Source organism: Rudanella paleaurantiibacter (assembly GCF_009184635.1).
Taxonomy (GTDB): domain Bacteria; phylum Bacteroidota; class Bacteroidia; order Cytophagales; family Spirosomataceae; genus Rudanella; species Rudanella paleaurantiibacter.
Genome location: NZ_WELI01000001.1, coordinates 438,401 through 464,140, shown reverse-complemented (window position 1 = coordinate 464,140; position 25,740 = coordinate 438,401). Strand labels below are relative to the sequence as shown.

Sequence of the window (25,740 nt, the reverse complement as noted above, 5' to 3'; positions counted from 1 at the left end):
GGGCAAAGACATGGCCCCGGCGGGCATCGTGTCAGCTTTCGGGTGGGCGGGGTGCCAATTGGAGTCGGCTGCCGGCAGTCATAACCAGTTTACCACCCGCCGAATACTGTATTTTCTGTCCCAGCACCAGGGCGTTAGCCGGTACAGTTACAGTATGACGAATATCGACGGCATCCCCCGCTACCGGCACCCGGTTGCACGACCAAACCGAGGGGTCGTTCCAGTTTCCATTTTTGATGGATATGAGCGTTGTGCAAACCGGGGCCGTCACAGTAATTACGTAATCTTCGGCTTCGCCGTACTGATACGTGCCACAGGGGTCGGCGGGGATGTCGGCATAGGTGACCATCACGCGCAACGTCAGCGGGCCTGCCGATGTGCTCGCCGGAATGGTTAGACTACCCGAAAAACCCGAGGTTACGGTCTGTGGGGTAGCGTACACGACTTCAGTGGAGTCAAACACGGCATTCCGGTTGAGGTCCGCCCATATCTTCACTCCTTCAAAAAACGTATTTCCCAAAAACTGACCTGCCACACTCACCGCCTGACCCACCGTTATGACCGGAGCGGGCCCCGGAAATGACGTTACCCCCGTGGGCGAACACCCTGAATTACTGCTCATGGTTACACCATTGAGTGTAAAACTGTTAAGGCCGTCCTCATCGGTACAGCCAACACTAAACGTTGGCTGGCAGTATGTAGCCCCCGCGGTTGTCGATACCACCACCGAAATGCCCCCAGTGGTGCTGTTGGATGGGCGAATCCGGTACCAATAGGCCGAATTTGTACTGACAGCCATGTCACGATACGAGGTACTGTTGGGGGCCACCCCGCCAATAGGCACAAACAGCCCATCGGCACTGGCCGAGCGTTCAATGATATAGCCCAGCTCATTGGTACCATTGTCTTGCCAACCCAACAGAATACCACCCGTAGCCAGGGGGCTGGCACTCACGCTCGACGGGGCAGCTACTACCGTCGGGGCACAGTTGAGGTTGTATGTTGTGGCCGTTTGCCGGGTTGCCAGCCCACCCTGAATCCGCGCATACTGGTCGCCCGTGAAAAACACGTTGCAGCCTTCGTAGTACGACATGATGTTGCTTGTCTGGGGCGAATAAGTTTCTCCATTCGCGTCGGTTGCGGTACCCGTGTACACCTCGCATCCGTTCACAAAATCACTCGCCGAGCCGGGCAGGTTGAGCGGATCGGCGGGAGTATCGCACAAAAAATCACCCGCTGTGCTACAGTTAGCTCCTGTGCTCCGGGTAACCAATTCGGTACCGTACGTGCGCTCAAACGTGTGGTAGAGGTTAAACGTGTGCCCCAGCTCGTGGTTTAGAATGTAATCGCTGATGTAGCGGTCGGCAAGCCCCCCGGTCCGAATAAAAGCACGGGTCGACTGTAACGTGTTTTCCGGGAAATAAGCATACCCCAGCAAACGCGACTCGTCGAAGAGATTAATGAAATACACGTTGAGGGCATTGGTCGCATCGCGACCATTCACGCCCGACTCGTTGGCCCGTGGAAAGCCATTGTATAGCGTTGTGTTCTGAATGTAATCCGGGGTGGTTCCGCAGAAATAAAACTGGATGCCGCTACCGTTGTTGAGGTAAAACCGGTTCGTACGAGCCAACACATTGTTCAGGCTGCTCAGACTCATCCCACCGGCCCCGTTGGTCTGCTGAAAAATATGGGGCTTAATGGGCACGTACGTAATGCCTGTATTGGCCTGCCCAGAGGCTTTTTTGATCGCCAGTGCAAACTGAACCTGCCGTTCGAGAGCCTGCCGTTGGTCGTCGGGGAGCGAAGGGGTTCCGCAAAACGGCAGTTCATCCGCTCGGGGGCTTTTTTTGGGTGGGTTTCCGGCCGACTGAGCCAGGCCGGGCTGTGCACCTACGCAGACCCAAACTCCCAGCAACCCTGCCAGCCACGCCAGTCGACAACTCCTAATAACACGAATAAAGCAACTTGAGTACAGTTTACGCATATGCGTTGAGTAAGAGTATGAACAGAAAAACAAATTCAAATGTACATTAATAGCCCATTAAGAAATATTAAAACGTATACACCTTCATCAGTTTGGTTAGTCTATTTCGCCCCTAAACGGCTTAAACAATAAAAAGCCCTGTACGAGAACTGGTGTACAGGGCTTTTTATTGTTTAAGAATTCGATTTACTCTTTTCTTACATTGACGTTAGCGGGCACAATAGCCCCGCCATCGGCGCTGTCGGGCGGAGCCTGCGTAGGCCCCGTTGTGCTGCTGTTGGCGGTGTCGCCCTGCATCCCCATAACGGGCGTATTGCCCTGCTCAACCGCCGACATGGAATCCGAATTGGCCGTTGCACTGCCACTTTCCGTTTTCCTTTCTCCACAACTCGCCATCACAACTACGGTCATCAGCGTCAGGGCCCAAACCGATCCATTTCTCTTCTTCATAATCAGGTTGTTTTACGTGGATGTACAATGAATAATGTGCAATGAATAACTGGATTACCTGTTGACAATCAGCTCTTTCATCATACACTTTACATTATACATTTTATTTCAACTCAGCATTTAATTACACTTTTGTTACAATAACATCGATTCGGCGGTTTTGCCCGCGTCCTTCTTCGGTGTTGTTGGTAGTAATGGGCTTGCTCGACCCGAACCCCTGTGTCACAATCCGGGTGGCCTCAATACCAGCCTCGGTCAGGGCTGCCCGAACGGCATTGGCCCGGTCGAGCGACAGTTTTTGATTAGCCTGTCCGTTGCCGGTATTATCGGTATGCCCTTCTACCCGAATCGACAGCGAGGGGTAGGCTTGCATGATCTGAATCAAGTCGTTGAGGTTTGAGCGCGAGTCAGTCGTGATCCGGGCCGACCCTGTCTCGAACGTCAGGTTATCGAACCGGAACGTACGCGGGGTCGATCGTTCTTTACCCGCCATAAACGCGGCCAGATTCGCGTTAAACGATTTTTCCGCCACGTTGATCTGCCGACCACCGGGTAGTTGCACAGGCGTTCGGATGCCCAGCGCACCGGGTACCGTGGAGTCGCTTGCCTGCCCGTTAGCGTCTTCAATATTCTGCAAAGTCGAGGCAGTCGTGTCTTCTACGGCGTCGGGTTCGGCCCGGCGCGTGGTATCGGTGTACACACCATCAACCCCGTTTTGCGGCTCACGGCACTTTTGCACAATCAACGCGATGACCAGCGCGGCTAAGGCAAACATGGCCCAGCGCAACCACCGTATGTTCTCGCGTTGGCGTTCGCCGTCGGTGCTTTTCGGAATGTTCGGATTGAGCGGAGTTCCACTAAAATAGTCGGCTCCCTGCACCTCGGCAGGGCCGCCGGTGGGCGTACGCAAGGCATCGAGCCCCAGTAGCCCGGCCACGCCCGACAGCCCAGCGGGCAAAGCCCCCCTGACGATGTCGGTTTGGCCTAGCAGGAGCGACTTCAGATTCAGGTCCGACAGGCCCTGTTCGTGTTGCTGCCGCCCCAGCACCCCCATCAGTACCGAGCCCGCCAGACTCATAATAGACAGGGCCGATGCCGGTTGTACTCCGCTGTACTGCGCAATGTGTTCGGCAATACGGGGGGCATTGTCGCCCAGAATGCCATCAACGAAGGTGCGTCCGTTGGCCACGGCCCGCCCGGTTTCTTCACGGGTATCCACCACCTGCGAGGCATCGATGGGCGTAGTTTCTTTGCTGTAGGTCCCTTTTTTGAGCAGATCGATGATGTCGTCAGCTCCGCCTTGCCCGGCCCGGCTTGCCAACCCACCCAACAGGGCAGGCAGCGTGCCACCCACGGCTTTCTGCACATGGGCGGGGGTCTCATTCAGATGTTGGCTCAGTTGATCGACAACCGAGGGTGAAAATTGATCAGTGAGGTAGGATAAAACGTTGAGCGCCATGACACGAGTGATTGTGTACATGACGCTAACCGGCCCTTTCGGGCGAATGTTCGGGAAAGAAAGGCAACGGGCTTACGACACGGCGGCTGCGGGCTGCATTACGATAGCGGGCTCATCTTTAATACGTTGCGTCCGGTGACGGAGCAGCGCTTCAATTTCCTCCTGACTCGAAAAGGCCCCGTTGATATTGACCACGTGGCTGGCCAGAACGTCGTACCGTTTGCGCATCAGGTTGTAAAATACACCCAGAAAATCGAGCCGGTCGAACACAATAGCCTTGTTCTGAGCATACTTGTCAACCGTTTTCAGAAAAAAGGCGGGGTGTTCGGTCCAGTGCAGACCGGGCCGGTAGTGGTGGCTGATGTGGTAGCCATCATTCCAGCACTTATGGTTGTACTTGACGTTGATGCAGGTAATGCTGTTTTTGTACGGATTCAGCGGCTCAGTGGGGCATACAAAGGCGTGTTGAGTCCAGTTACCGAGCATGGTAATAAGCCGGAACATGAAAAAAGGCAGGATAAACACCACCACCGTGGCTGGGAAATTGACAAACGACAACCCGATACAGAGGGCATAAAAACTCAGTTCGCCCAGCAAGGCCCGGTACAGCAGTTTCATACGGTTTTTCCGGCGCAGGTACGCAAGCAACTCAAGTACGCCAAAGAAAAAGAAGTCCAGAAAGTAAGCCAGAAAACTCCGCACACTATCGCGCTGATACGGCATCGTTGTACTCTCGTCGGGAGCCACGTTATTTTCGGCATGGTGCATGCCCATGTGGTGGCTGTAGTACGTTTCGGGGGTATTGCCGAAAAGCGGGGCCAAGACCCAGGTCCAGAAATAGTACGCGTTTTTGTACTCGGGTTTAAAGAGCGGCCGGTGGCTCGTGCAATGTAGCATGAGTCCAAAAGGCCCCTTAAACACCAGATTATTCAGATAAAAATACAGCACCGCCACCGCACCCCAGGCCCATCCGTTCAGAAACGGCATGTACAAAAGCACCGCTATCGGCATCAGTACCGCCACAATTCGGAGCGTTAGATAGATAAATGGCAAATCGCGCTCGTCTTTGAGAAATTGGAGCCAGAACCGGTCGAAACGGGTGTAGGCTGGCTGCACAAATCCGGGGTCGCTGAGGGGGCCGAGTGTACGCATAGGCTTGAAGGCTAAGGGAATACCTAAAAATAAAGAACGGCAATAGGACCTAACCCATTGCCGTCTACCAAAGATATAGTTTTAATTCAGTTAGTCAATAGCAGGTATGTTTAGCTATCAACCGCTTACTTACACGTTGCCAAAATCCCCTTGTGGTTTTTGATGTAGGCATCGTCACCGGCTTCCTGCGCCATTTTCAGGCCAGCCTCGGCGTCGGCACGGGCGGTTTTGCAGTCACCCTGCTTGGCGGCAATCTTACCCCGCAGGAAGTACGTCCAGTATTTTTTATCGGCTTCAACCACCTTATCAGCCCAGGCGCGGGCCTTGGTCAGGTCCCGGTTGGTATCGAAGTAGTAATTAGCCGCGGCCGAGAACACACCGGGCTTGGCATCGGGCTTGCTTACCTCCGCGTCGATCTGCGCCATAATTTGGGCATCGGAGTCCTGCTTGAGCGGGAATTTCACCTGCACATTTTCCCAACGCATGGCCAGATTGGCGGTAGTCGGTGTAAAGTCGGTAAATTCAACGGTAAAGTATTCAGCTGGTGTGCTCAGTTTCTCGGGCTTCACAGTAAAGCGCAGCACATCCTCCGCTTCTTTGTAATCGAATGCCCCAAACGCCTTGGTGTTTTTATTCAGAATGATGGTCCACTCGTTTTGGCCGGGAATAGTAAACAAGGCATAGCTACCCGCCGGTACCGCTTTCCCGTTTACGCTCATTTCAGCGTCGAGGGTAAGCTTGGTTGCCATGTTGGCCCCCGTACGCCATACTTTACCGTAGGGTACCTGATCACCAAACATTTTGCGGCCTTTCAGCGCCGGGCGGCTGTATTCAACCGTGGCTTTTGAGAGGCCAATACCCTGCGAAACAGTAGCCATTGGGCTGGCTTGTGGGGTCCGAATCTGAGCCTGTACGCTACCGGCAAGACTGGCAACCAGGGCCAGTGTCCATAGTGATTTGGTCATAGTGAAGTGATTTTAAACGAAGCCGCAAGTTACAAAGAAATAGGCGCGATTGGGGCAAAAAAAGCCTTGTCTACGCGTTTCAGCCGTACGCCCGATTTCCGCCCGGCTCCCTCGCCCACAAAAGGTCTGTTTAATTCCCCACTCTGTTCGCTGGGTGTAGGACAAGTTCTTTGTGATAGGGGTTCGACAGAAGTTTTTTTCTGACCGCCCGACGACCCGGAGGATTACAGGATAAACAGGATTTTTTTGGGGCTCAATCAATCCTGTTTATCCTGTAATCCTGTCAGAAAAATAAACTTGTCCTACCCCCTGTTCGCTAAATCCGATTAGATACCGCGTATTTTCGTGTTTCTTGGTGTAATACAAGCTGATTCAAGTTTTTCTCCCCCTCATACATGCACATTATCGCTCCTCCCCAAACTTTCGACGCCATCGTGGTTGGCTCTGGCGTCAGCGGGGGCTATGCCGCCAAAGAACTCACCGAAAAAGGCCTGCGCGTACTGATGCTCGACCGGGGCAAACCCCTCGAACACGTCACGGGCTACGAGTCGGCCATGAAAGACCCCTGGGAAATGCCGCACCGGGGTAAACTGACCAACGAGCAGATCAAAGCTCACCCCTACCTGAGCCGCGACACCATTTTTCAGGAAGCCAACGCGCAGTACTGGATCAATGACACCGACTCTCCGTACACCGAAACCAAACGGTTCGACTGGTTTCGGCCCGACATTGTGGGCGGTAAGTCGATTATGTGGGGGCGGCAAACCTACCGCTGGAGCGACCTCGACTTTGAGGCCAATGCCAAAGAAGGCATCGCCGTCGATTGGCCGATCCGGTACAAAGACATTGCCCCCTGGTACAGTTATGTGGAGAAGTTTGTGGGAATCAGTGGCGAAAAACTGAATCTGCCCCAACTACCCGACAGCGATTTTATGCCCGCGATGCAGATGAACTGCCTCGAAAAGCACGTAGCCTCGGCCATCAAGTCGACCTACAAGGGCGATCGGGTCATGACCATCGGGCGGGTAGCGAACCTGACCAATGCCCAGAAGCTTCATACCGACCTGGGCCGTGCCAGTTGCCAATTCCGAAACCTGTGCAGCCGGGGCTGCCCCTTCGGCGGCTATTTCAGCACCCAGGCGGCTACGTTGCCCGCAGCCCAGAAAACGGGCCGACTGACCCTCCGCCCCCACTCTATTGTGGCCGAGGTGCTGTACGATGAGCAGAAAGGCCGGGCCAAAGGCGTACGCGTGATTGACTCACAAACGGGCGAAAGCATGGAATTTTTTGCCAAGCTGGTGTTTGTCAATGGTTCTACGCTGGGTACGACTTTCGTTTTACTCAACTCGATCTCGAAGCGGTTCCCCAACGGGCTTGGCAACGATAGCGGGGTGCTGGGCCAAAACCTGATGGACCACCATTTCCGGGTGGGGGCTTCGGGTACGTACGACGGCTTCCAGGATAGCTACTACTACGGTCGGCGGGCCAATGGCATTTATGTGCCGCGTTACCGCAACATTGGCAACGACAAACGGGATTACCTGCGCGGCTTTGGGTATCAGGGCCGGGCCGCACGGACCCGCAACGAAGGCGCTGAAGGGTTCGGGGCCGATATGAAAGAGAAAATGACCCAGCCGGGCGAGTGGACCATGGGCCTCGGTGGCTTTGGGGAGTGCCTGCCCTACGCCAGCAATCAGGTTACGCTCGACCGCACAAAAACCGACAAGTGGGGCCTGCCCACGATGGTTTTCAACGCCGAATTCCGCGAGAACGAGAAAAAGATGCAGATCGACATGATGAACGATGCTGCCGAAATGCTCGAAGCCGCCGGACTCAAAAACATTCGGGCCTACAACAACCAAAGTGCGCCGGGCATGGCCATTCACGAGATGGGTACCGCCCGCATGGGCCGCGACCCCAAAACGTCTATTCTGAATGGTTGGAATCAGATGCACACTGTCAAAAACGTGTTTGTAACCGACGGAGCCAGCATGACCTCGTCGTCGTGCGTGAATCCCTCGCTCACCTACATGGCCCTGACCGCCCGCGCCGTCGACTACGCCGTGCGGGAAATGAAGAAGAATAACCTGTAAGGAATTAGGAGTTGATCGTTAAGAGTTCGGAGTTGCCCATTCGCTCTCCCCGAACTCTTAACGATCAACTCCTAACTTTTCACTATCCTACAGAAATACTATTCTAAGTCGACATACGTTGTTTCATTACCACAAAACCAACGCATGTCGGCATGAGTAACCGATTCACTCGCTTACCCCTATCGCTCGTTTTCTCTTTATTCTGGCTCGCATTGCTGACTTCCTCCGGTTGTCGGCGACCGGTGTCTACGGGCGAATCGGGCGGGAAAGCCACGCGAGCCAACCTCTCCGAAGCCATCGACTGGGCCGATAAACGGCGCCAAGGCATCGATTTCGTGGCTATGGGCACCGCCCCCGCAGCCACGACGATCGGCTGGCGACTCGACATCGACTTCTCGAAACAGATGCTGTTTCAGTCGTTCGACGGGCCTCAGCTGCTGACGCCCATTCCCAAACCGCAACCTATGGGCAAAACCATGGGTGTTGTGCTCGACGCGAAAGCAACACCCGTGTACGCATCCAACACACGCCGAACAGCCGCGAGCCGCAATGCAGCCCCCAAAGTAGCGCGGCTGAAGGTGTACATTGAGCCCATTGCCTGCCGAGACCCGGTCAGCAAACGCGACTATGCGTACACGGTTCGGATTGATGCCAACGGCAAACGATTTACGGGCTGCGGGGCGTTTATCAAGGGCAGCGACCGACTCAATGGTGCCTGGGTGCTCGAAACGTTTAAAGGGCAGCGCCTGCGCCCCGATCAGTTCGGCGACAAGCAACTGCCCTATCTGGAAATCGACCTGGCGGGACACAAATTAGTCGGCTCCACCGGCTGGAATAAAATCAAAGGGGCTATCGATGCCGAGGGCGACCATCTCGATCTGGTTCCCAAAACCACCACCCGCCGAACAGCCCCGGGTACGTTTGAGACCGATTTTCTGACGGCCCTCGATCAATCATCGCTATTTCGAATTGGTAAAGACCGGCTTACGTTGCTCGTCAATGGCCAGTATGCCATGACGTTTCGGAAGAAATAAGCCCGGTTTTATCATCGCGTACTTAGGCCATACATCCGCAACGGCTGGCTGTTGACACCAATCAGCAAACGGTCGCCCACGGGCACCACGGCGCGCACATCGCCCCGGAGGTCGAAGCCGGCCTGCTGTTGCGGCACCGCCGTGAACGTACCTTTGCCATCGCCCCGCAGCAGAAGCCCCCGGTTGGCATCGGCCCGCCCAAACCGCAACCGGGTCTGGTAGGTGTTGCCCGCTACGAGCAAATCTTTGCGACCGTCCTTATCAAAATCGACTGGGGTCAGCGTAAACACCGGCGACGCCTGTGCCGCCATCGGCAGCGGGGTAGCCGTTAGCTTGCCTGCGCCCGTGCTCATAAATACCATCGACCGAAACTCATTGGCGGTAAGTTTCTGCGCGTTTTGCAGTTCCTCGGCCGAAAACACATCAGTAAGGGTCGCGTTGGCGTAGCTGTCGTAGGTTGTAAACCGCTTGCGGAGCATCGCCATCTGATCGAGCAGTTCGTCGCGGGTGGCGTGAGGGTATGCTTTACCCTGTACGTATAAGCACAGCACCGGGTCGAGCGTGCCGTTGTCGTCAAAATCTTTATACACCAGCTCGGCCGGTTCGCGGTCTGAGGCCCGGCACTGCGTATTAAGGCCCAGATTACCCACCGCCAGATCGGGGCGGCCATCGCCGTTCAAATCGTCGACAGTGAGTTTGTTCCACCAACCCCGGTACTGTTTGCCCAAAAACGCGGTGGTCTGATCGGCCAGCTTCCCGCCCGACCAGGCCAGTACGGTTACGGGCATCCACTCGCCCACAAGCACCAGTTCGGGGGTACGGTCGCCGTTCAGGTCTGTCCAGGCGGCATCGGTCACCATCCCGATTTTTTCGAGTAAAGGAGCCATTTGTTTCGTCTGATCCACAAAGCGCGGGCTGGTTCCTCCCCCCGCATTGATCAGCAAGAACGACCGGGGCGTTTCGGGATACCGGCCCGGCACCACACGCCCACCCACAAACAGGTCGGGTCGGCCGTCGTTGTTCACATCGGCCACCCGCACGCAACTCGTACTGGTACGCAGGCTGGGCAAAGCCCCGGTTTGTTTGGTGAAATTGCCTTTCCCGTCGTTCAGATACAGCCGGTCGTCCAGACGCGGGTCAGTACCGGGTTGCAAATCGCCGTAGCCGCCACTGCACACGTACAGATCGGGAAAACGGTCGCCATTGGCATCAAAAAACAGAGCGTCGGTGTCTTCACAGGCTTTATCAGCCGAGAAAGCGGGCTGGGCTTTTTTCGTAAACGAGCCATTGGCCTGCTGCATGAGCAACACGCCCGGCTGTCCGGCGCTGCCGCCCGCATACACATCCTCGCGCCCGTCGCCATCTACGTCGGCTTTGGCCAGGCACGGCCCCGCATACGACTGCGCATTGACCAGCAACGGCTGCCGCTTAAAATCATTGACCGTAACGGCCGGGTACGTATGATTGACCACCGCAGGCAACTCCCGATACAACAAGGCCGGGGTAGTTGTAGACCGGAATGTAGCTTTGGCGTCCGTTTCGCGGAGGGTAAGAATCTGGTCGGCTTTAACGCTCGTCAGCAGCTGGGTTTTGCCCGTGGGCCACACCACCCGCACCGAGTCGACAGTAGCGGTAGTACCCAGACCCACATGCAGCCGGGGTGACACGCTCGACTGGAAACCGCGCGTCGGCATTTGCTCAACCAACTGCGACCGGCCGCCCTGATACACGGTCACTTTGGTCCCTACACCTTGGGTATTGGCCCCACTGCCCTGCAACGCAAATGCCAGATAGTGATGTTTGCGCAAACGGTTGGCATCGTTCTGAAAAATAAAGGCTAGCTGATTGGTGTTATTGACTACCAGATCCAAGTCACCATCGTTGTCGAGATCGGCGTAGGCTGCGCCGGTGCTGTTGGAAGGCTGATTCATGCCTCCAGCAGCGCCCATACTGGCAAAAGCTGGTTCAGACTCGCGCCCATCGCCCATCTGGTTCCTAAACAGGTAGTTGGTCACGTTTGACGCCGGCATCTGGTGTACCAACTCAAGTACATCATTGCGCTGCACATCGGTCGGCCGATTCTGCATAAAATCAGCCATGTACTTCAGAAAATCGAGGTTGGTATAGTCACGGACGTACCCGTTCGTAACAAACAGGTCTTTCCAGCCATCGTTGTCGTAATCGGCAAAGAGCGGAGCCCAGCTCCAGTCGGTATTCGATACACCGGCGAGCTGCCCCACCTCTCGGAAAACAGGCGTAGTTCCTCCTTCATTGATATGCAGCATGTTGCGCATATACTGATGATGAAATCCCGACTCTACCCCAAAAGCAAACTTCTCGTAATTGTCGGGAGCCATCAGGAGTTTTTGCCGCCGGTTGTCTTCGGGCAGCATATCGAGGGTCATCAGGTCAGGGCGGGCATCGTTGTTGATGTCGGCCACGTCGTTACCCATCGAGAAATTAGAGGTATGGCCGAGGCTTTTGCCCAGCACATCCCGAAACGCGACTCCCCCCTTACCAGCTGTGTTGAGGTAGAGGTAATCGGGCACGGCATAGTCGTTGGAAACGTAAATATCGGGCCAGCCATCGCCGTTGATGTCCGACACACCCGCGCCCAGCCCGTAGCTCAGCACTGAACTACTCAAGCCCGAACCGGGGGTTATGTCAACAAATTTCTGGCGTCGGTTTTCGAAGAGCCGCAACCCAATTTCCGGGTTCGATTCGCTCAGCAACACCGAGGTGGTTGCTTTATCGAGTACCGGCAGCGACTTGGGATTGTGGTTGAGGAGCAACAGGTCGAGGTCGCCATCGCGGTCATAGTCAAAAAAGGTGCCCTGCGTCGACTGAGCGGGCTTGTCGAGGCCAAACTGGGCCGTTTGGTCCGTAAACCGGGGCACGCCCTGCGCATCGGCCCCCTCGTTGATAAACAGTTGGGGCGTCCGTTTTTCGGGGCGCAGACTACCGGAGTAACACAGAAACAGGTCGAGCCGCCCGTCGCCATTGACATCGGCCATCGAGACCCCCGTGCGCCAGGGGCCTTCGCGCCCGGCCACGCCCGCAGCCGAGGTCACATCGGTAAATTTCATGCCGCCCCGGTTGAGGTACAACTGGTTAGGCACCATGTTGCCACTGAAATAAATATCCTGTAGGCCATCGCCGTTGAGGTCGCCCACGGCTACCCCGCCCCCGTTGTAGAAGTACTCGTACATGAGCACATTGGTGTTGAGACCTTCGCTCAGGTTATTGGAGAAAGTCACGCCCGTCTGATCGGGAGAGAGCGTCGTAAAAAGCGGAGGTCCGGCGGGTTGTGCGTCGGGTTTTGACTCAGTCGATTCACTCGATTGCCCACAAGCCGACAGCAGGAGTGCAACGAGCGAATACGGGAAAAGGAAACGGGTACGTAAGGCCATCAGAATAGGTAAATGAACCAGAAATTTACAAAAAATCCCCGTCGGTTCGGCGTCGACCAACGGGGATAAGCACTATTCCAACCTTGATTGTGAATTATAGTAAACCAACGTTAGTATCCGGGGTTCTGAACCAGCTTGTTGTTCCGGTTCATTTCATCGCGGTTAATGGGCAGGAAGTACATCTTATCAGACCAGGCACGGTTTTCTTTACCAGGGTCACCTTCTGCAACCCGATACGTGTAATCGTAGCTAGTCGGATCATACCGGTAAAGCGAAACGGTTTTACCGGGTTTCAGTGTACCCGTAATAGCAATCCACTGCACTTTGCGGCCGAGCGTAGTGGGAGCAATCATCCAGCGCCGGGCATCGTGGTAGCGTTGTTCTTCAAACGCCATTTCGATGCGTTTTTCGTTGCGCATACGCTGCCGAAGGGCATCGCCCGACTCTGTCAGGGCAGGCATACCGGCCCGGAACCGGATTTTGTTCAGCCAGGTGCGCGCTTCGGCATCCTGCCCTAACTCGATACAGGCTTCGGCGTAGTTGAAGACGGCCTCCGTGTAGCGCAAAAACGGCCACGGAATCTGCTGCCAGGTGTTCTGGTCTACAATACCTGGGTTAGGGTCAATGAACTTACGCATGTAGTAGCCGGTGTAGCTACCGTTCCAGTCCTCAATGGGGCTATTGCGCGTATCCAATCCGAAGTGGGTTACCTTGGCGCCTGAAGAGTTAACAACTTCGTAACGGCCGGTCTGAATTTGTCCGAGTGGGTCACGCGCAGCATTGGCCGCCGAACGGGGTTTCCACTGCGCTCCATCGTACAGAATAGATCCGTAGAAACGGGGGTCGCGGTTGGCATAGGGAGCACTGGCGTGGGTCGGGTTGGTCCAGCTAAACCGGGTTCCATCCATCATCTCGTAGTCATCTACCATCTGCTGAATAGGCGTGTTGCCGGCCCAGTTGTTGTAGCCATTGGGTCCGTTGAAAAGCCCCTGACGACCGCCGTCTTCCTGTTTGATGTTCGTAAACAAGCGAGAGAAGATGATGTCTCTCTCGCCCCCGTTGCGGGCCAAGGCGATGTTCATGTAGTTTTCCGTACCTACAGTAGGCGTTACCGGAGCCGCCAGGTTCATCTGGGAGCCAAAATTTGGCAGGTCCAGCACAGCTTTGGCAGCATTGCGGGCTTTAGTCCAGCGTTCAGTACGGCTACCACTCACATAACCCAGCAGTTCGGGTTTAGAAAAGGCAGCGTGTGCACTCGACTTGGCCTTTGCCGTAGCCACGTCGTAGAGATCACTGGCGGCATAGGTCAGGATACGGGCCTTCAGAGCCAGGGCGGCCCCTTCGTTGGCCCGGCCCAGTGCCATTGTCCGGCCCTTTAGCAGAGCAGCGGCATCGTCGCAATCCTTTGCAATGAAGTTAATACACTCCTCCATGGTATTGCGGGGTGCCGTATAGTCGGCTTCTCCGAGCTTATACGTCTCATCCACAATGGGTACACCACCGTAATACCGAACCAGTTGGTGGTAATAATAAGCCCGCATAAACTTGGCTTCACCGGTGAGCCGCTCCACAATATTGTTGGTATTGGGAAAGCCGGGCTTGGCCAGATTCTCAAGCGCCAGGTTACACGCCCGAATGCGCAGATACATCTGATTCCACTCGATGGTGTTGTTGATCCACCCCTGATCGGCCGGGTTCGAGCGCGACTCGGTAATGGTCGTGATGTTGCGACCGGGGTGCGTAAACTGCGTTTCGTCGGTGAGCGAAGCCAGCTGCTGCTCATTAAAACCACCTTGTCCCAGACCCGCATAAATACCGGTGATAAAGGCTTCGGCCAGGGCCGCATCGGACCAGACAGCCGTCCCCGACACCTGATCGAGGGGTTGGGTATTTACAAAACTATCGTTACAGCCCGTTACGGTCAAACCACCAATTAACAGGGTGAGAGCTATCGTTTTAACGTTACGTATCATCTTGAATGAGGAATTAGAATCGTAGCGAGGCACCAAAATTGATCACACGAGCCTGTGGGTAGTACTGCCCTGTCGAGTTGGACGATTCTGGATCGAACGAGCCCAATTTGTTGATTATGTTAGCTAAGTTCAGGCCGTTGGCATACACCCGCAGGTTGTTCAGTCCTACCCGGCGACCCAGGGCTTCGGGGATAGTGTAGCCCAGCTCAACGTTTTTCAACCGGATATAATCAGCCGAACGCAGCCAGTACGTATTCCCGTTGGAGAAGTACTGATCGCTCCGGTTGGCAATGCGCGGGTGTACGCTGCTGGGGTTGTCGATGGTCCAGCGATTCGTATAGAACTCCCGGAGGTAGTTACCAATGTTGCCCGACTCGCCCAAGCTAATGTACTGACGTGCGCCTGCCGAACCCTGGAACAAAACGGTCAGGTCGAAGTTCCGGTAAGAGGCTGTAATGTTCATACCGCCCTGGAACAAAGGCAGGTTAGTGCGCTCGAGCCGATACTGATCGTCGGGTGTGATTTTACCGTCGCCGTTGTAATCTTTATACTTCATATCGCCGGGGCGGAGCGTTTTCACAATGGCGGTATAATCGATCTTATTGGCATCAATTTCGGCCTGATCTTTAAACACGCCATCGTATTCGTACACCAGGTAGGAGTTCAAAGCCCGACCCGTGGTCCGCTGCCACTCAGGGGCACCGGGGGCTTCGTCCCAGAACAAGATTTTGTTTTGGGCGTAACCACCGTTCAGAGCTACCGAGTACTTCAGGCCACCCTGTTGGCCGTTGTAGGTAATCTGCGCATCAAAGCCCCGGTTACGAAGCTTTCCGATGTTTTCGGGCGGCAGAGTGAGACCAGTGGAGCGCGGAATAGACGCATTGCGCGGAAACAGAATCGAGGTCCGTAGGTTGTTGAAATAGTCGAACTCAAAGCTGAATTTCCCGTTCAGGAACTGCCCTTCCAGACCAATATTCATGTTGTTGGCCACCTCCCACGTAATGGTTGGGTTCGGAATACGAGCTTCCGACAAGGTAGTTTGGGGGGCATTGTTGATAATATACGTATTGAAGCCGTAAGTGGCCAGGTACTGGTAGGTAGCCAGCGTTTCCGTGTTTGGCAGGTAGATCTGATCGTTTCCTAACTGCCCCCAGGAGCCCCGCAGCTTCAGGTAATTGACCGATGGCACGGCATTTTTCCAGAAACCTTCTTCGGAAATCACCCAACCCGCCATAAAGCCAGGGAAGAAACCGTAGCGGGTCTCTTCGGGAAAGATGTCAGAGCCGTCATACCGCCACAGAAACTCGGCCAGGTATTTTTCTTTGTAGTTATAGGCCACGCGTCCGAAGTAGTTGATCCGCGCCCGGTTGTAGGCTCCACCTGTTCCGTTACGCTCCAGGTCGCCCCCGGCAAATAACTGATCAATGGCTGGCGAGATAAAATACCGCCGGAAAGCCTGCACATTGTCGCCCTGAACGGTTTCGCGGTTTACCCCTGCCAAAACGGTCATACCATGATCGCCAAACTTCCGTTCGTACGTACCAATGCCCCCGAGCAGTATGTTCAGCTGCGTTTCACCATAAACGTTTAGGTTTGGCTCAGCAGGACCACGCAGACTGGGTACCAGGTTTGGGTTACCATTGGCATCAGTGCCGGAGCCGAGCTGATACAGTGTCCAGGGGGTTTGCCAGAGCCGCCGGTTCCGCTGCCGATTGTCGATAGCCGCTGTACCGCTGAACTTCAGGCCCTCAATGCCAGGAACTTTAAAATCTACCTGTCCATTCGACTGGAAATAATCCTGCTTGTCGCGGTCATAGCCAGTGGCATTGGTAGTGATCACCACCGGGTTTTCGCCGTTTTCAATATCCGGGCCTGGCCGACCATCGGGCCAGAAAGCAGGCTGATTGGGCTTGCCGCGCATCTGCATCCGGAAAATTGCACCAGCCCCACGAGTTGGGTAGAAACGGAACTCCCGACGACCCAGCAACCCAACGGCTACGTGGATGTACTTGTTGATATTGGCGTCCAGGTTGACCCGCATATCATACTGCTTGTAGCCCGTAGCCGATTGTTTGTAGTAGGCATCCTGATTCTGATAGCCCAGCGAAGCCAGGTATTTGAAATCTTCGGTGCCACCTGTCACCTGCAAATTATGCTGCTGCTGGGGCGACCAGTTTTTGAGTGTTGCCGCATACCAGTCGGTATCTGGATAACGCCAGGGGTCCGAACCGTCTCTGTATTTGGTGATGTCGGCTGGGGAGTAAGGAGCCGTCCGCACCGATCCGTTAGGCCGGGTGAATGAACCCGTTGATTTATAGGCCTGATTGGCAGTCGCCCACTCTGAAACCGGCAACTCATAAATGTTCAAGTCATTGAGCATTTCGGCGTACTGAGCCGAGTTGGCCAATTTCGGAATAACGGTAGGTTGCGAGAAACCCTGGTTGAACGAGTACGACAATTGGGGTTTACCGGTTTTACCGCGCTTTGTGGTGATCAGAATAACCCCGTTAGCAGCCCGCGACCCATAAATAGCGGCCGAGGCATCTTTCAGCACGGAGATATTCTCAATGTCGTTGGGGTTGATACGGTCCAGACCACCTGCCCGCGCCGGAATACCATCCACCACAACCAGGGCATTGTTGTTGCCGATAGTGTTGGTACCCCGGATACGAATAGCTGACCCGTCGTAGCCAGGTTCACCACTTCGGTTCACCGCAACAACACCCGGCAGCCGCCCCGCTATAGAATTTGAAAGGTTCACGGTTGGCGACTTAACCAGGTCAGACCCTTTCACCGACACTACCGAACCGGTTACGGTTTCTTTGCGCTGCGTACCGTAACCTACCACCACCACTTCATTGAGCGACTTGGTGTCTGTCGCCATTGTGATGTTGACAGTTGTCTGTCCGTTGAGGGGTACTTCCTGCGTTACGTAACCAATGTACGAGAACACAAGCGTGCCGTTACGGTCCGTCGCATTCAGCGAGTAACCGCCATTGACATCTGTTACCGAACCGGTTGTTGTACCTTTCAGTACCACACTCACACCGGGCAGAGCTTGTCCCTCATCGTCGATTACCTTTCCGGTAACTTTCGACTGGGCCATAGCACCCACCGAGCAGAGCATTAAAAGGAGGAGCGTTACGTTGAAAAGAGCATCACGTAACCTCATAAAGGATGGTTTGTCCCGCCGAATCGGGGGCGCTACATCAGGAGTAAAGGGTGTTTCCATACATGCACAAGGCTTAATATTAAACACCTTTTAAAGTAGGCTACTGGCTTACCCTACTATCTTAAATCTTAAAACAACTACGTTTTTTACTATTTGGTAAAAATAGAACTAGCATTAGTCAATATAGGCACAAACAGTACCGTATATATACGCAAACAAAAAGGTTACCGGTCTCATCAATCGATGTACCAGTAACCTTATCTGTATGTTTTTCTGCAATGTATCGCCTATTCAGCTTTCACTACCGCGTGCCCGCCAAATTCGTTGCGCAAAGCAGCCACTACTTTACCGGTGAAGGTATCGTCCTGCAACGAGCGGTACCGCATTATCAGCGACATGGCAATTACCGGAGTGGGTACACCGAGGTTGAGCGCCGTTTCGAGCGTCCATTTACCTTCCCCGGATGAGAACATACGTCCTTTGATACCTTCCAGCTTGGCGTCTTTCTTAAAGGCGTTCTCGGTTAACTCCATGAGCCAGCTCCGAATCACCGACCCATTGTTCCAAAGCCGGGCTACGGCTTCGTAATCGAACGGGAAGGGGCTTTTCTCCAACACCTCAAACCCTTCGGCAATGGATTGCATCATACCGTACTCGATACCGTTATGCACCATTTTGGTGAAGTGACCGCTACCGGCCGGGCCCGTGTACAGGTACCCATTCTCCACCGAGATTTCCCGGAATACGTCGTCGAGTTTACCAACGGCCTCAGGGTCTCCACCGACCATGGTACAGGCCCCGTTGAGGGCACCACTTACCCCACCACTTGTGCCGCAATCGACGTACGAAACACCATGTCCTTTGAGCAGTTCGTACCGCCGGAGCGTATCCTGATAATGTGAATTCCCACCATCGATCACAATATCGCCCGCCGACAAACCAGCGGCCAACAACTGATCGAGTACTTTATCAATAAGGGGGCCGGCCGGGATCATCAGCCAGATAACCCGAGGGTTGGGTAGCGTGCTAAACAACTCTTCGTACGAGTTTACGCCCGTAGCACCTTCGCCCTTGATGGCAGTCACTAACTCGGGATTAATATCAAAACCAACGACTTCGTGCTTATGCCGCAACAGGTTTACGACAAGATTATAGCCCATCTTGCCAAGGCCAACGAATCCAATCTGCATGGTTGGGAATCTATGAGGTTTTTACAAAGTACTACGATAAACGGGAGAACACCGTCTTTTTGGCCAAAATTCTCGTTGATGGACATCCGATATGGGGCATCCTGGGCCGCACAAAAAAAAGACGGACAGCTACCGTTTACTATCCGTACCTCCGTTGTAAATTAGGTGTAACAAACCGTTGTGCCGTTTTACGCAGCCCCCCACATGAAGCTTCTCTGCTGTATCCTGTTTGGCCTTTTAGTGGGTGCCTGCGCCCGCAACCGGGCGTTGCCCGGCCCACCTGCGCCCGTCGATGAGGCTGAGTACTACTCGCCGGGGGTCTCGGCCGCAGACGTTAGCCGACGGAAGCTCCTGCCCGACCCCATCAACGGGCTGGGCCAAACCAACGACCCTAACATCCGACTGACCGACATCCGGCAAACCAGCAGCTACACGGTACTGTACATGACGTTTTCGCTCGGCGACCCGCAGGGCCGCGATTACACGTATAGCTCGGCTACGTCCGAAATTTCGATTCAATCGGGGGCCGTGCTCATGCCGTTCAACAGCCTTGACACGTACAAGCTCGTCAAAGCAACCGGCATACCCGTATCGCCCAATACGCAAACGGTGCGTGGCCACGAACGGGTCGATTTTGTGCTTTACTTCGAACGGCTTCCCGACACCGTAGAACAGTTTGCCATGTTTGAGTGCAAAGACACCCCCACCCAAACCTGCTGGAACATCACCGGAATGCGGCTACAGAACGCGCCCAAACCCTAAGGTTTAGACCATTCTGACCGGTTTACCTTCTATCTTTACGGCTCATTTCGGGTTAAGTTACCGAAACACGCCCTTCTTCCATGCAGCGTACTCTTTATATTGTTCGGCACGCCAAAGCCGAAGACCACAGCCCTTACCTCCGCGACCACGACCGCGACCTTACTTCGGATGGAATTATGGCGGCCGCCCGTATGGGTCGGCACTTGCGGCAGCAGGGCATTAAGCCCGATGTGCTGGTAAGCAGCACCGCCAACCGTGCCCGCGACACCGCCAAGGTAATTGCCGAGCAACTGGGCATTGAGCCCGAGACCATTCAACTCGACGAACACCTCTTCGACGGGGGGCCACGGGCCTATCTGGCGGCTGTAAACGCCCTGCCCGAGACCTGCGAGTCGGTGATGATTTTTGGGCATAACCCCGATGTATCCTACTTTTCGGAGTACCTGACTCATCAGTCGGTTGGTTCTATGAGCAAGGGGGCTGTTGTAGCCGTCACGTTTGAGGGGTTAAACTGGGCCGAGGTTTCGGGACGCACCGGGACGCTTGCTTTTCAGGTCGCCCCCAAACAACTCCACGATTAAGAGCGTTTTAGGCCTGTATTCGCATACTACCTGTATGAACCGTAACCGTCGTATCTTCATCATCATTTTTATCGCCTTCGTGCTCATTGTGGTTCTGATCACCATCGACATGGCCCGGCGAACCACCGCCCCCTGGAATCGGCGCAAACAACTCGAACGCGCCCTGCCCGGCCAAACCCTGCCGCCCCCAGCCGATGGCATCACGATTGATACCACCGGCCTCGACACACTGCGGTAACGACTACAACTGCCGGACGAGGGTATCGACAAAAACGGCCACGTCGTCTGCATCGTTGTACACATGCGGGGCCACCCGGATAGCCCGGCCCCGCACCGAAATGGATACATTGTTAGCCAGCAGCGCCTGTTGAATCCCAATCGGGTCGGCCGAGTCGGGTAGCCAGATACCCAGCAGATGGTGCGTCCGCCAGCTGGTTTCCTCTACACCACAGCCAACAGCCTGTAGCTGCGGAATAGCCTCGGCCATGAGGTCGCGGCCGTATTGTTCAATGCGGACCGGTTGCCACTCGAGCAGTTGGGTCAGGGCGGCTTCGAGCATGGGCATGTGGATAAAATGGCTTTGCTCCCCTACGTTATAGCGGTAAGCCTTGGGCCGGTAGGCAGGCTGATACTCTGATAGTTTATGAAACTGATCGCTTTCGAGCCGGGCCATCCAGCTTTCTTCGAGCGGCACGCCGTTGTCGAAGGCCTCGCCGTAGTAAGCCAACCCGGTGGAGTACGGCCCCATCAGCCACTTGTATCCCGCACAAATAAGGGCGTCAGGTTGTATTTTCTCCAGATCGAACGGCATGGCACCCACGGCCTGCGTTCCATCAATGGCAAGCCAGGCACCTACCTCACGGGTACGGCGGGCCACCGCTTCCAGGTCGACCCGAATGCCGTACATCCAATGCGTAGGGGGAGCCACAACGAGGGCCGTTTGCGGGCCGATGGCATCGAGCAGCCGTTCGTTCCAGGCAGCTCCCCTCGGTAGCTGGGTGGGCATAGGCACGGTACGAACCGTGAGCCCGAGTTCGGCACAAACGCGGTCCCAGGCGTACACATCGCTCGGAAACTCGGCATCGAGCAGCACAATCTCCTGCCCCCGCGCTATGCCCGGCTTGCGGTGCAGGTTGCGGGCTACCACACCCATACCATACGATACCGACGGAATAATTGCGATACGGTCGGGGTCGGGATTGTTGATCAGCCGGGAAAACAGCTGACGTACCGGTTCAGGTTGCGCAAAGAAGTGCGCTGCGGTAAGCCCAAAGGGATTGGTCTGCCGCCGGATCGCTTCAATACCAGCCTCCTCAGCCGCCCGGCTAAATGGCCCGCGGGTAGCGCAGTTGATGTAGTGCAAATGAGCAGGCAGCGAAAATTGTTCTTTCTGGCAGGTAAGTTGATGATTTTGGGTTATCATACATTCAGGATGTTTTCGTCGGGAAGTTACCGTAAAAAGTCGTAGCCTTGTAGGGCCGTTAAACCTACAAGTTGCCTGTATGAATACCCTGATCTCGTTTATTAAGCGTAAAGTTTTCCGTATCAACCGCGACCGCTGGAATTACCAGTACGAAAAAGGCCTCTGGGACGGCCTGAAAGCGCTGGACGAACTGGCTCGTTTTAGCGTGATTGTAGGTTACGTGAAGTTTCTGAAACCCGGCCAACCCGATGTTCTGGAAATTGGCTGCGGAGAAGGCCTGCTCCAACAACGGCTTCAGACCCAAAACTACGGCCGGTACGTCGGGACCGATATTTCGGACCTGGCCATTCAGAAAGCCGCCAACGATGCCGGGGATACCAAATGCAGGTATCTGGTGGCCGACATGGACACCTACAAACCCGAAGGACAGTTTGATCTGATCATTTTCAACGAGGTGATCTACTACAGCAAGCACCCACTCAAGACCCTGCAACGGCTGGCTACCTTCCTCAAACCCGGCGGTCTGCTGATTGTGACGATCAACGACCATAAACACAGCGCCAAACTCTGGACCGATATTAAAGACGGTTTCCCGCTACTCGACGAGACCACTACTCTTACCTCGAAAGGCACCTGCGTTTGTAAAGTGCTGCGGGGCAACTAAAGTCCTTTCTCTCCACTCTTACGTCGCTCTTCGGTGTATTGTTTCATAGGCTGGACAACCACTGGCAGGGGTTGCTAAAAGTGGTTTAGGGTGTATACTGTCCATAACAGCGAGGACAACGTAGCCTTTATTTGGCACAAATGTTGCCACCCGTTCTGCTTACGTACGTTTATCGTTTTGGGCTCAGGGCGGCCGGTGTTTCTATTCAGTGCGAATAGCCTGATAACAAAGCTATTCACATACTATGAGCCACCGTATCGTACCCCAAAAACGATAAACCCAAAAATCACGAACGATTTTACAAGCTATGCAGACGTTGCTGGGTGTCGGCTCTCGCGTGGAGCATCCTGAATTTGGGCCGGGAGTTATTATCAATCTGAAATCCAACGGCTACACAATCACGTATATTAATCACGGCGTGCGGGTAATGCGTTTCGACGCGCCCCTCACGGTGATTGAGGCTGTGGAGCCGGATGGTGATCTGGTTAGTTTGCTCGATGTGGAGCAGGCACTCTCGCGGGTGTTGCAAAAGTGGGCCGACGTGACCGAACTCGTACCGCTGGGCGATAAATGGAAAGGTGGTAAGCTGATCCTGAAACCCGGCCGAGCCGATTTGGCCTCCAAAGAGCTACCGATCGACACCTTCTTTCATAAGATTGTGATGGTGCGCGACCGGCTTCGGACGCTCGAACAGCGGGTCAACGCCAGTGGATTAGACGATGAATCGAAGGTCAATATTCAGCAGTACATCACGCGGGTGTACGGTAGCCTGACCTCCTTCAACGTCTTATTCAAACACGCTGAACACCAGTTTATTGGCGACAAATCATCGGCCGACGCAATGGCATGATTTGTGCACAAATCTGAGTGAAAATAAGTTTTAAGTCTATTGTTTTAGTTGTCAGGATGGTTGAGTTAAGGCCTCTCTCTGCGAGGCCATTAACTCTACAAATCGCCGTCGGTTCTGACAATTGGCAACCAACCATATAGTTTCATCGATGAGCCATTCATAGTGGTTTAGGTTAGGGTTAACAGGTGTTCGGGACACCCCGTGGTTGATGGCCGCGGGGTGTTTTTATTGGTTGCATTAACCCGCCTAAATAAAGCCTACCGAACCACAACCCGGTACTGAAAAAGCTCACTCTGCCGGTTCTTTCCATCTGCGTACCCAACCGCGAGCTTCAGCCAATAGCTACCCGGTTTCAGGTCGTCGGGGAGCGTAAATCGGGGGACACTTTCGACTGATTTGGGCAGCGTAACCCGAATTCGATATACATCTGCCGAATCAGCTGTACTAATACACAGTACCTCGGCCTGTTCGGCACCGGCGTATGGGGCCAGGTAGCCTGCCTGTCCATTACCAGACACCGTATACGGAACCCCCAGCGTGTATAATTCGCCTTTTTGCAGAACGTACTCGTCGTTAGGCTGACACTTGGCCGAGAAACAATTCAGCATGTTGAAGTACGGTTGACCGCTATATGCCAGAACACTAATGGCGTAGCAGTCCGACACAGGTTTGCCCGCTCGCACGAGGCTCACCGTGTAGTTGCCCGCCCGCATCACCGAATCGACCGTAACCACCACATCTCCGGTTTCACGCACAAAATAACGGGGTGTCACCACGTACTCGCGCTGCCCATTTTTAAATCTAACGCGCAGGCTATCGGTCATGTCCTGACCTTTCAGCGGAATAGCCAACGGCTGACCCGCCAGAAAATAAGGCCCCACGCAGGACGTGCCGTCGTACAGAGTGTAATAGTTCAGTTGATCTTTTGAGACGTACTCAACTGGCCCTTTCTCAATGGTTTGAGCCTGTACCGGCGGTTGCATTACGGGCACGGAGGCCTCTTTTTGGGTTTGCGTACAGCCCCAGCCACCGATAGTCAGAACCAACGCGATAAGAAGACAGGTAGGTGTGAAATGCATAATTGTAGATTCAGATTTTGTATTCAGTACCTTACCGGAAACTTCGTTTGCGCCCCCGGGGGTGATAATCGATCATGGTTTGGGTGAGGTACTCGCGATCGAGGTGGGTGTAAATTTCGGTAGTCGTAATCGATTCGTGCCCAAGCATTTGTTGCACCGCCCGCAGGTCGGCCCCGCCCTCGATCAGGTGCGTGGCAAACGAATGCCGGAACGTGTGCGGGCTGATGGTTTTGCGAATGCCAGCCTCATCGGCTACCCGCTTGATCATGGTAAACACCGACACCCGCGAGAGCGACCCACCCCGCGCGTTCAGAAACACCCGGTCCTGCGCTTCTTTCTTCACGTCCAGATGCACCCGCACCGAGTCGATGTAGAGTCGAGTGTAGTGCATGGCATCCTGGCCAATAGGCACCAGCCGTACTTTACTCCCCTTGCCCAGCACCCGTAAAAAGCCCATATCGAAGTAGCAGTTGGTAATGCGCAGGTCGAGCAGCTCAGACACGCGCAACCCCGAACTATACAGCACCTCCAGCATGGCCCGGTCGCGCGGGCCGGCCGGGGTCGAGAGGTCAATGGTGTCGAGCATGGCCTCAATCTCGGGGAAGCTGAGCGTATCGGGCAGTTTCCTGACGGTTTTAGGGCCTTCGATCAGCTGGGTCGGGTCGTGGTCAATCAGGTTATCGAGCAGCAGGTATTTGTAAAACGCTTTCAGCCCCGAAAGCATCCGGGCCTGGCTCTGAGCCGACAGCCCCAACTCACTCAGATAGGCCAGAAACCCCAACAGATGCCCCTCGGTCACGGCATCGGGCGGTATGGGTTCGCCGTGTAGGGAGAGGTACTGCCACAGCTTCTGAACATCATGCTCATAGGCTTCCACTGAGTTTTCGGCCAACGACCGCTCCAGTTTGAGATAACTAATGAAGCTGTTACTATACCTTTGCCACATAAAATTTTAGTGATGAGTGATAAGCTATGAGTGATGAACGTTCCGCCGTAGCGGTTTGTACCGGTAGATTCACTCATAATTCATCGCTCATCGTTCATCGCTCATGAAAAAGATTCTGATCCTAAACGGCCCGAACCTCAACCTGCTGGGTAAGCGTGAACCGCACATTTACGGCAGCCGCACGTTTATTGATTACCTCAAAACAATCGAAGCGCAGTTTCCGGAGGTGCAAATTCACTATTTCCAGTCGAATCACGAAGGCGAACTGATCGATAAAATTCACGAACACGGCTTTACCTTCGATGGTATTGTGATTAATGCCGGTGCTTACACCCACACGTCGATTGCCATTGCCGACGCCCTCTCGGCCGTGACGGCACCCGCCGTGGAGGTACACATCTCAAACGTACACGCCCGCGAAGCCTTCCGGCACCACAGCTACCTCTCGGCCAAATGCAAAGGGGTGATTGTTGGGTTGGGGCTGACAGGGTACGAACTGGCAGTGCGGTATTTGGTGCAAGAGTAACTCCGCCCTCCTAAAACCCCTATT

Annotated in this window: 20 protein-coding genes; 8 read left to right on the top strand and 12 right to left on the bottom strand. The window is 54.6% G+C overall.

Translation table 11 applies throughout. The annotated features are described in order from the left end of the window. Positions 1 to 31: 31 nt before the first annotated feature. The 5 genes from F5984_RS02000 to F5984_RS01980 all read right to left on the bottom strand — a co-directional run bounded on the left by F5984_RS02000 (position 32) and on the right by F5984_RS01980 (position 6,013). Positions 32 to 1,987 carry a GEVED domain-containing protein gene (locus F5984_RS02000; RefSeq protein ID WP_152122306.1) on the bottom strand — a complete coding sequence of 652 codons (1,956 nt, stop codon included), beginning with the start codon at positions 1,985 to 1,987 and terminating at the stop codon, positions 32 to 34. 186 nt (positions 1,988 to 2,173) lie between these two features. Then, entirely contained in the window at positions 2,174 to 2,437 is a 264-nt protein-coding gene (locus F5984_RS01995; RefSeq protein WP_152122304.1) for a hypothetical protein, read from the bottom strand. A gap of 124 nt (positions 2,438 to 2,561) precedes the next feature. Beyond that, positions 2,562 to 3,896, bottom strand: a complete 1,335-nt coding sequence (locus tag F5984_RS01990; RefSeq protein WP_152122302.1) for an OmpA family protein — start codon at positions 3,894 to 3,896, stop codon at positions 2,562 to 2,564. A gap of 72 nt (positions 3,897 to 3,968) precedes the next feature. After that, the gene (locus tag F5984_RS01985; protein ID WP_152122300.1) at positions 3,969 to 5,048 is read right to left on the bottom strand and encodes a fatty acid desaturase family protein; all 1,080 of its coding nucleotides are present in this window, start codon (positions 5,046 to 5,048) and stop codon (positions 3,969 to 3,971) included. A gap of 125 nt (positions 5,049 to 5,173) precedes the next feature. Next, positions 5,174 to 6,013 (bottom strand): DUF2911 domain-containing protein, encoded by an 840-nt coding sequence (locus F5984_RS01980; protein WP_152122298.1) that lies wholly within the window; start codon positions 6,011 to 6,013, stop codon positions 5,174 to 5,176. A 395-nt stretch (positions 6,014 to 6,408) separates the two neighbouring features. Here F5984_RS01980 and F5984_RS01975 point away from each other — a divergent pair, with 395 nt between their 5' ends. Continuing rightward, the gene (locus tag F5984_RS01975; RefSeq protein ID WP_152122296.1) at positions 6,409 to 8,106 is read left to right on the top strand and encodes a GMC oxidoreductase; all 1,698 of its coding nucleotides are present in this window, start codon (positions 6,409 to 6,411) and stop codon (positions 8,104 to 8,106) included. Between the two features lie 152 nt (positions 8,107 to 8,258). Beyond that, positions 8,259 to 9,140, top strand: coding sequence for an META domain-containing protein (locus F5984_RS01970; protein WP_152122294.1), 882 nt, complete (start codon positions 8,259 to 8,261; stop codon positions 9,138 to 9,140). A gap of 11 nt (positions 9,141 to 9,151) precedes the next feature. Here F5984_RS01970 and F5984_RS01965 read toward each other — a convergent pair whose 3' ends face one another. From F5984_RS01965 to gnd, 4 genes are all read right to left on the bottom strand, one after another. After that, positions 9,152 to 12,550 carry a VCBS repeat-containing protein gene (locus F5984_RS01965; protein WP_185155392.1) on the bottom strand — a complete coding sequence of 1,133 codons (3,399 nt, stop codon included), beginning with the start codon at positions 12,548 to 12,550 and terminating at the stop codon, positions 9,152 to 9,154. A gap of 110 nt (positions 12,551 to 12,660) precedes the next feature. Continuing rightward, entirely contained in the window at positions 12,661 to 14,523 is a 1,863-nt protein-coding gene (locus F5984_RS01960; RefSeq protein ID WP_152122290.1) for a RagB/SusD family nutrient uptake outer membrane protein, read from the bottom strand. A gap of 13 nt (positions 14,524 to 14,536) precedes the next feature. Then, positions 14,537 to 17,629 carry a SusC/RagA family TonB-linked outer membrane protein gene (locus F5984_RS01955; protein WP_152123129.1) on the bottom strand — a complete coding sequence of 1,031 codons (3,093 nt, stop codon included), beginning with the start codon at positions 17,627 to 17,629 and terminating at the stop codon, positions 14,537 to 14,539. A gap of 353 nt (positions 17,630 to 17,982) precedes the next feature. Continuing rightward, complete coding sequence (gene gnd, locus F5984_RS01950; protein WP_152122288.1) at positions 17,983 to 18,885, bottom strand: phosphogluconate dehydrogenase (NAD(+)-dependent, decarboxylating); 903 nt, start codon at positions 18,883 to 18,885, stop codon at positions 17,983 to 17,985. Positions 18,886 to 19,089: 204 nt separating this feature from the next. Between gnd and F5984_RS01945 the strand changes: the two genes are divergently transcribed. From F5984_RS01945 to F5984_RS01935, 3 genes are all read left to right on the top strand, one after another. Beyond that, the gene (locus tag F5984_RS01945) at positions 19,090 to 19,647 is read left to right on the top strand and encodes a hypothetical protein (protein WP_152122286.1); all 558 of its coding nucleotides are present in this window, start codon (positions 19,090 to 19,092) and stop codon (positions 19,645 to 19,647) included. 80 nt (positions 19,648 to 19,727) lie between these two features. Further along, positions 19,728 to 20,228 carry a SixA phosphatase family protein gene (locus tag F5984_RS01940; protein WP_152122284.1) on the top strand — a complete coding sequence of 167 codons (501 nt, stop codon included), beginning with the start codon at positions 19,728 to 19,730 and terminating at the stop codon, positions 20,226 to 20,228. A gap of 34 nt (positions 20,229 to 20,262) precedes the next feature. Beyond that, a complete protein-coding gene (locus tag F5984_RS01935; protein WP_019987783.1) occupies positions 20,263 to 20,466 on the top strand; it encodes a hypothetical protein in 204 nt (67 codons plus the stop codon). A 3-nt stretch (positions 20,467 to 20,469) separates the two neighbouring features. Here the strand turns inward: F5984_RS01935 and F5984_RS01930 are convergent, their stop codons facing one another. Beyond that, on the bottom strand, positions 20,470 to 21,651 hold the full coding sequence (locus F5984_RS01930; protein ID WP_152122282.1) for an aminotransferase class V-fold PLP-dependent enzyme: 1,182 nt from the start codon (positions 21,649 to 21,651) through the stop codon (positions 20,470 to 20,472). Between the two features lie 79 nt (positions 21,652 to 21,730). Here F5984_RS01930 and F5984_RS01925 point away from each other — a divergent pair, with 79 nt between their 5' ends. Both F5984_RS01925 and F5984_RS01920 read left to right on the top strand, forming a co-directional pair. After that, on the top strand, positions 21,731 to 22,315 hold the full coding sequence (locus tag F5984_RS01925) for a class I SAM-dependent methyltransferase (protein ID WP_152122280.1): 585 nt from the start codon (positions 21,731 to 21,733) through the stop codon (positions 22,313 to 22,315). Between the two features lie 307 nt (positions 22,316 to 22,622). Further along, positions 22,623 to 23,165 carry a hypothetical protein gene (locus tag F5984_RS01920; protein ID WP_152122278.1) on the top strand — a complete coding sequence of 181 codons (543 nt, stop codon included), beginning with the start codon at positions 22,623 to 22,625 and terminating at the stop codon, positions 23,163 to 23,165. 257 nt (positions 23,166 to 23,422) lie between these two features. On the opposite strand, the gene F5984_RS01915 is transcribed toward F5984_RS01920, so the two are convergent. Both F5984_RS01915 and xerD read right to left on the bottom strand, forming a co-directional pair. Beyond that, the gene (locus tag F5984_RS01915) at positions 23,423 to 24,244 is read right to left on the bottom strand and encodes a hypothetical protein (protein WP_152122276.1); all 822 of its coding nucleotides are present in this window, start codon (positions 24,242 to 24,244) and stop codon (positions 23,423 to 23,425) included. 31 nt (positions 24,245 to 24,275) lie between these two features. Continuing rightward, positions 24,276 to 25,190 carry a site-specific tyrosine recombinase XerD gene (gene xerD, locus F5984_RS01910; protein WP_152122274.1) on the bottom strand — a complete coding sequence of 305 codons (915 nt, stop codon included), beginning with the start codon at positions 25,188 to 25,190 and terminating at the stop codon, positions 24,276 to 24,278. A 103-nt stretch (positions 25,191 to 25,293) separates the two neighbouring features. On the opposite strand from xerD, the gene aroQ reads away from it, so the two are divergent. Continuing rightward, entirely contained in the window at positions 25,294 to 25,716 is a 423-nt protein-coding gene (aroQ, locus tag F5984_RS01905) for a type II 3-dehydroquinate dehydratase (protein ID WP_152122272.1), read from the top strand. The last annotated feature ends 24 nt before the right edge of the window (positions 25,717 to 25,740 follow it).

Bases quoted from the DNA above. Each gene is read 5' to 3' on its own strand.
- F5984_RS01940 (WP_152122284.1), top strand. From the start codon at position 19,728: ATGCAGCGTACTCTTTATATTGTTCGGCACGCCAAAGCCGAAGACCAC.
- F5984_RS01930 (WP_152122282.1), bottom strand. From the start codon at position 21,651: ATGATAACCCAAAATCATCAACTTACCTGCCAGAAAGAACAATTTTCG.
- F5984_RS01915 (WP_152122276.1), bottom strand. From the start codon at position 24,244: ATGCATTTCACACCTACCTGTCTTCTTATCGCGTTGGTTCTGACTATC.
- F5984_RS01975 (WP_152122296.1), top strand. From the start codon at position 6,409: ATGCACATTATCGCTCCTCCCCAAACTTTCGACGCCATCGTGGTTGGC.
- F5984_RS02000 (WP_152122306.1), bottom strand. From the start codon at position 1,987: ATGCGTAAACTGTACTCAAGTTGCTTTATTCGTGTTATTAGGAGTTGT.
- xerD (WP_152122274.1), bottom strand. From the start codon at position 25,190: ATGTGGCAAAGGTATAGTAACAGCTTCATTAGTTATCTCAAACTGGAG.
- F5984_RS01925 (WP_152122280.1), top strand. From the start codon at position 21,731: ATGAATACCCTGATCTCGTTTATTAAGCGTAAAGTTTTCCGTATCAAC.
- F5984_RS01935 (WP_019987783.1), top strand. From the start codon at position 20,263: ATGAACCGTAACCGTCGTATCTTCATCATCATTTTTATCGCCTTCGTG.
- F5984_RS01990 (WP_152122302.1), bottom strand. From the start codon at position 3,896: ATGGCGCTCAACGTTTTATCCTACCTCACTGATCAATTTTCACCCTCG.
- F5984_RS01970 (WP_152122294.1), top strand. From the start codon at position 8,259: ATGAGTAACCGATTCACTCGCTTACCCCTATCGCTCGTTTTCTCTTTA.
- aroQ (WP_152122272.1), top strand. From the start codon at position 25,294: ATGAAAAAGATTCTGATCCTAAACGGCCCGAACCTCAACCTGCTGGGT.
- F5984_RS01945 (WP_152122286.1), top strand. From the start codon at position 19,090: ATGAAGCTTCTCTGCTGTATCCTGTTTGGCCTTTTAGTGGGTGCCTGC.
- F5984_RS01960 (WP_152122290.1), bottom strand. From the start codon at position 14,523: ATGATACGTAACGTTAAAACGATAGCTCTCACCCTGTTAATTGGTGGT.
- F5984_RS01995 (WP_152122304.1), bottom strand. From the start codon at position 2,437: ATGAAGAAGAGAAATGGATCGGTTTGGGCCCTGACGCTGATGACCGTA.
- F5984_RS01980 (WP_152122298.1), bottom strand. From the start codon at position 6,013: ATGACCAAATCACTATGGACACTGGCCCTGGTTGCCAGTCTTGCCGGT.
- F5984_RS01955 (WP_152123129.1), bottom strand. From the start codon at position 17,629: ATGGCCCAGTCGAAAGTTACCGGAAAGGTAATCGACGATGAGGGACAA.
- F5984_RS01985 (WP_152122300.1), bottom strand. From the start codon at position 5,048: ATGCGTACACTCGGCCCCCTCAGCGACCCCGGATTTGTGCAGCCAGCC.
- gnd (WP_152122288.1), bottom strand. From the start codon at position 18,885: ATGCAGATTGGATTCGTTGGCCTTGGCAAGATGGGCTATAATCTTGTC.
- F5984_RS01965 (WP_185155392.1), bottom strand. From the start codon at position 12,550: ATGGCCTTACGTACCCGTTTCCTTTTCCCGTATTCGCTCGTTGCACTC.
- F5984_RS01920 (WP_152122278.1), top strand. From the start codon at position 22,623: ATGCAGACGTTGCTGGGTGTCGGCTCTCGCGTGGAGCATCCTGAATTT.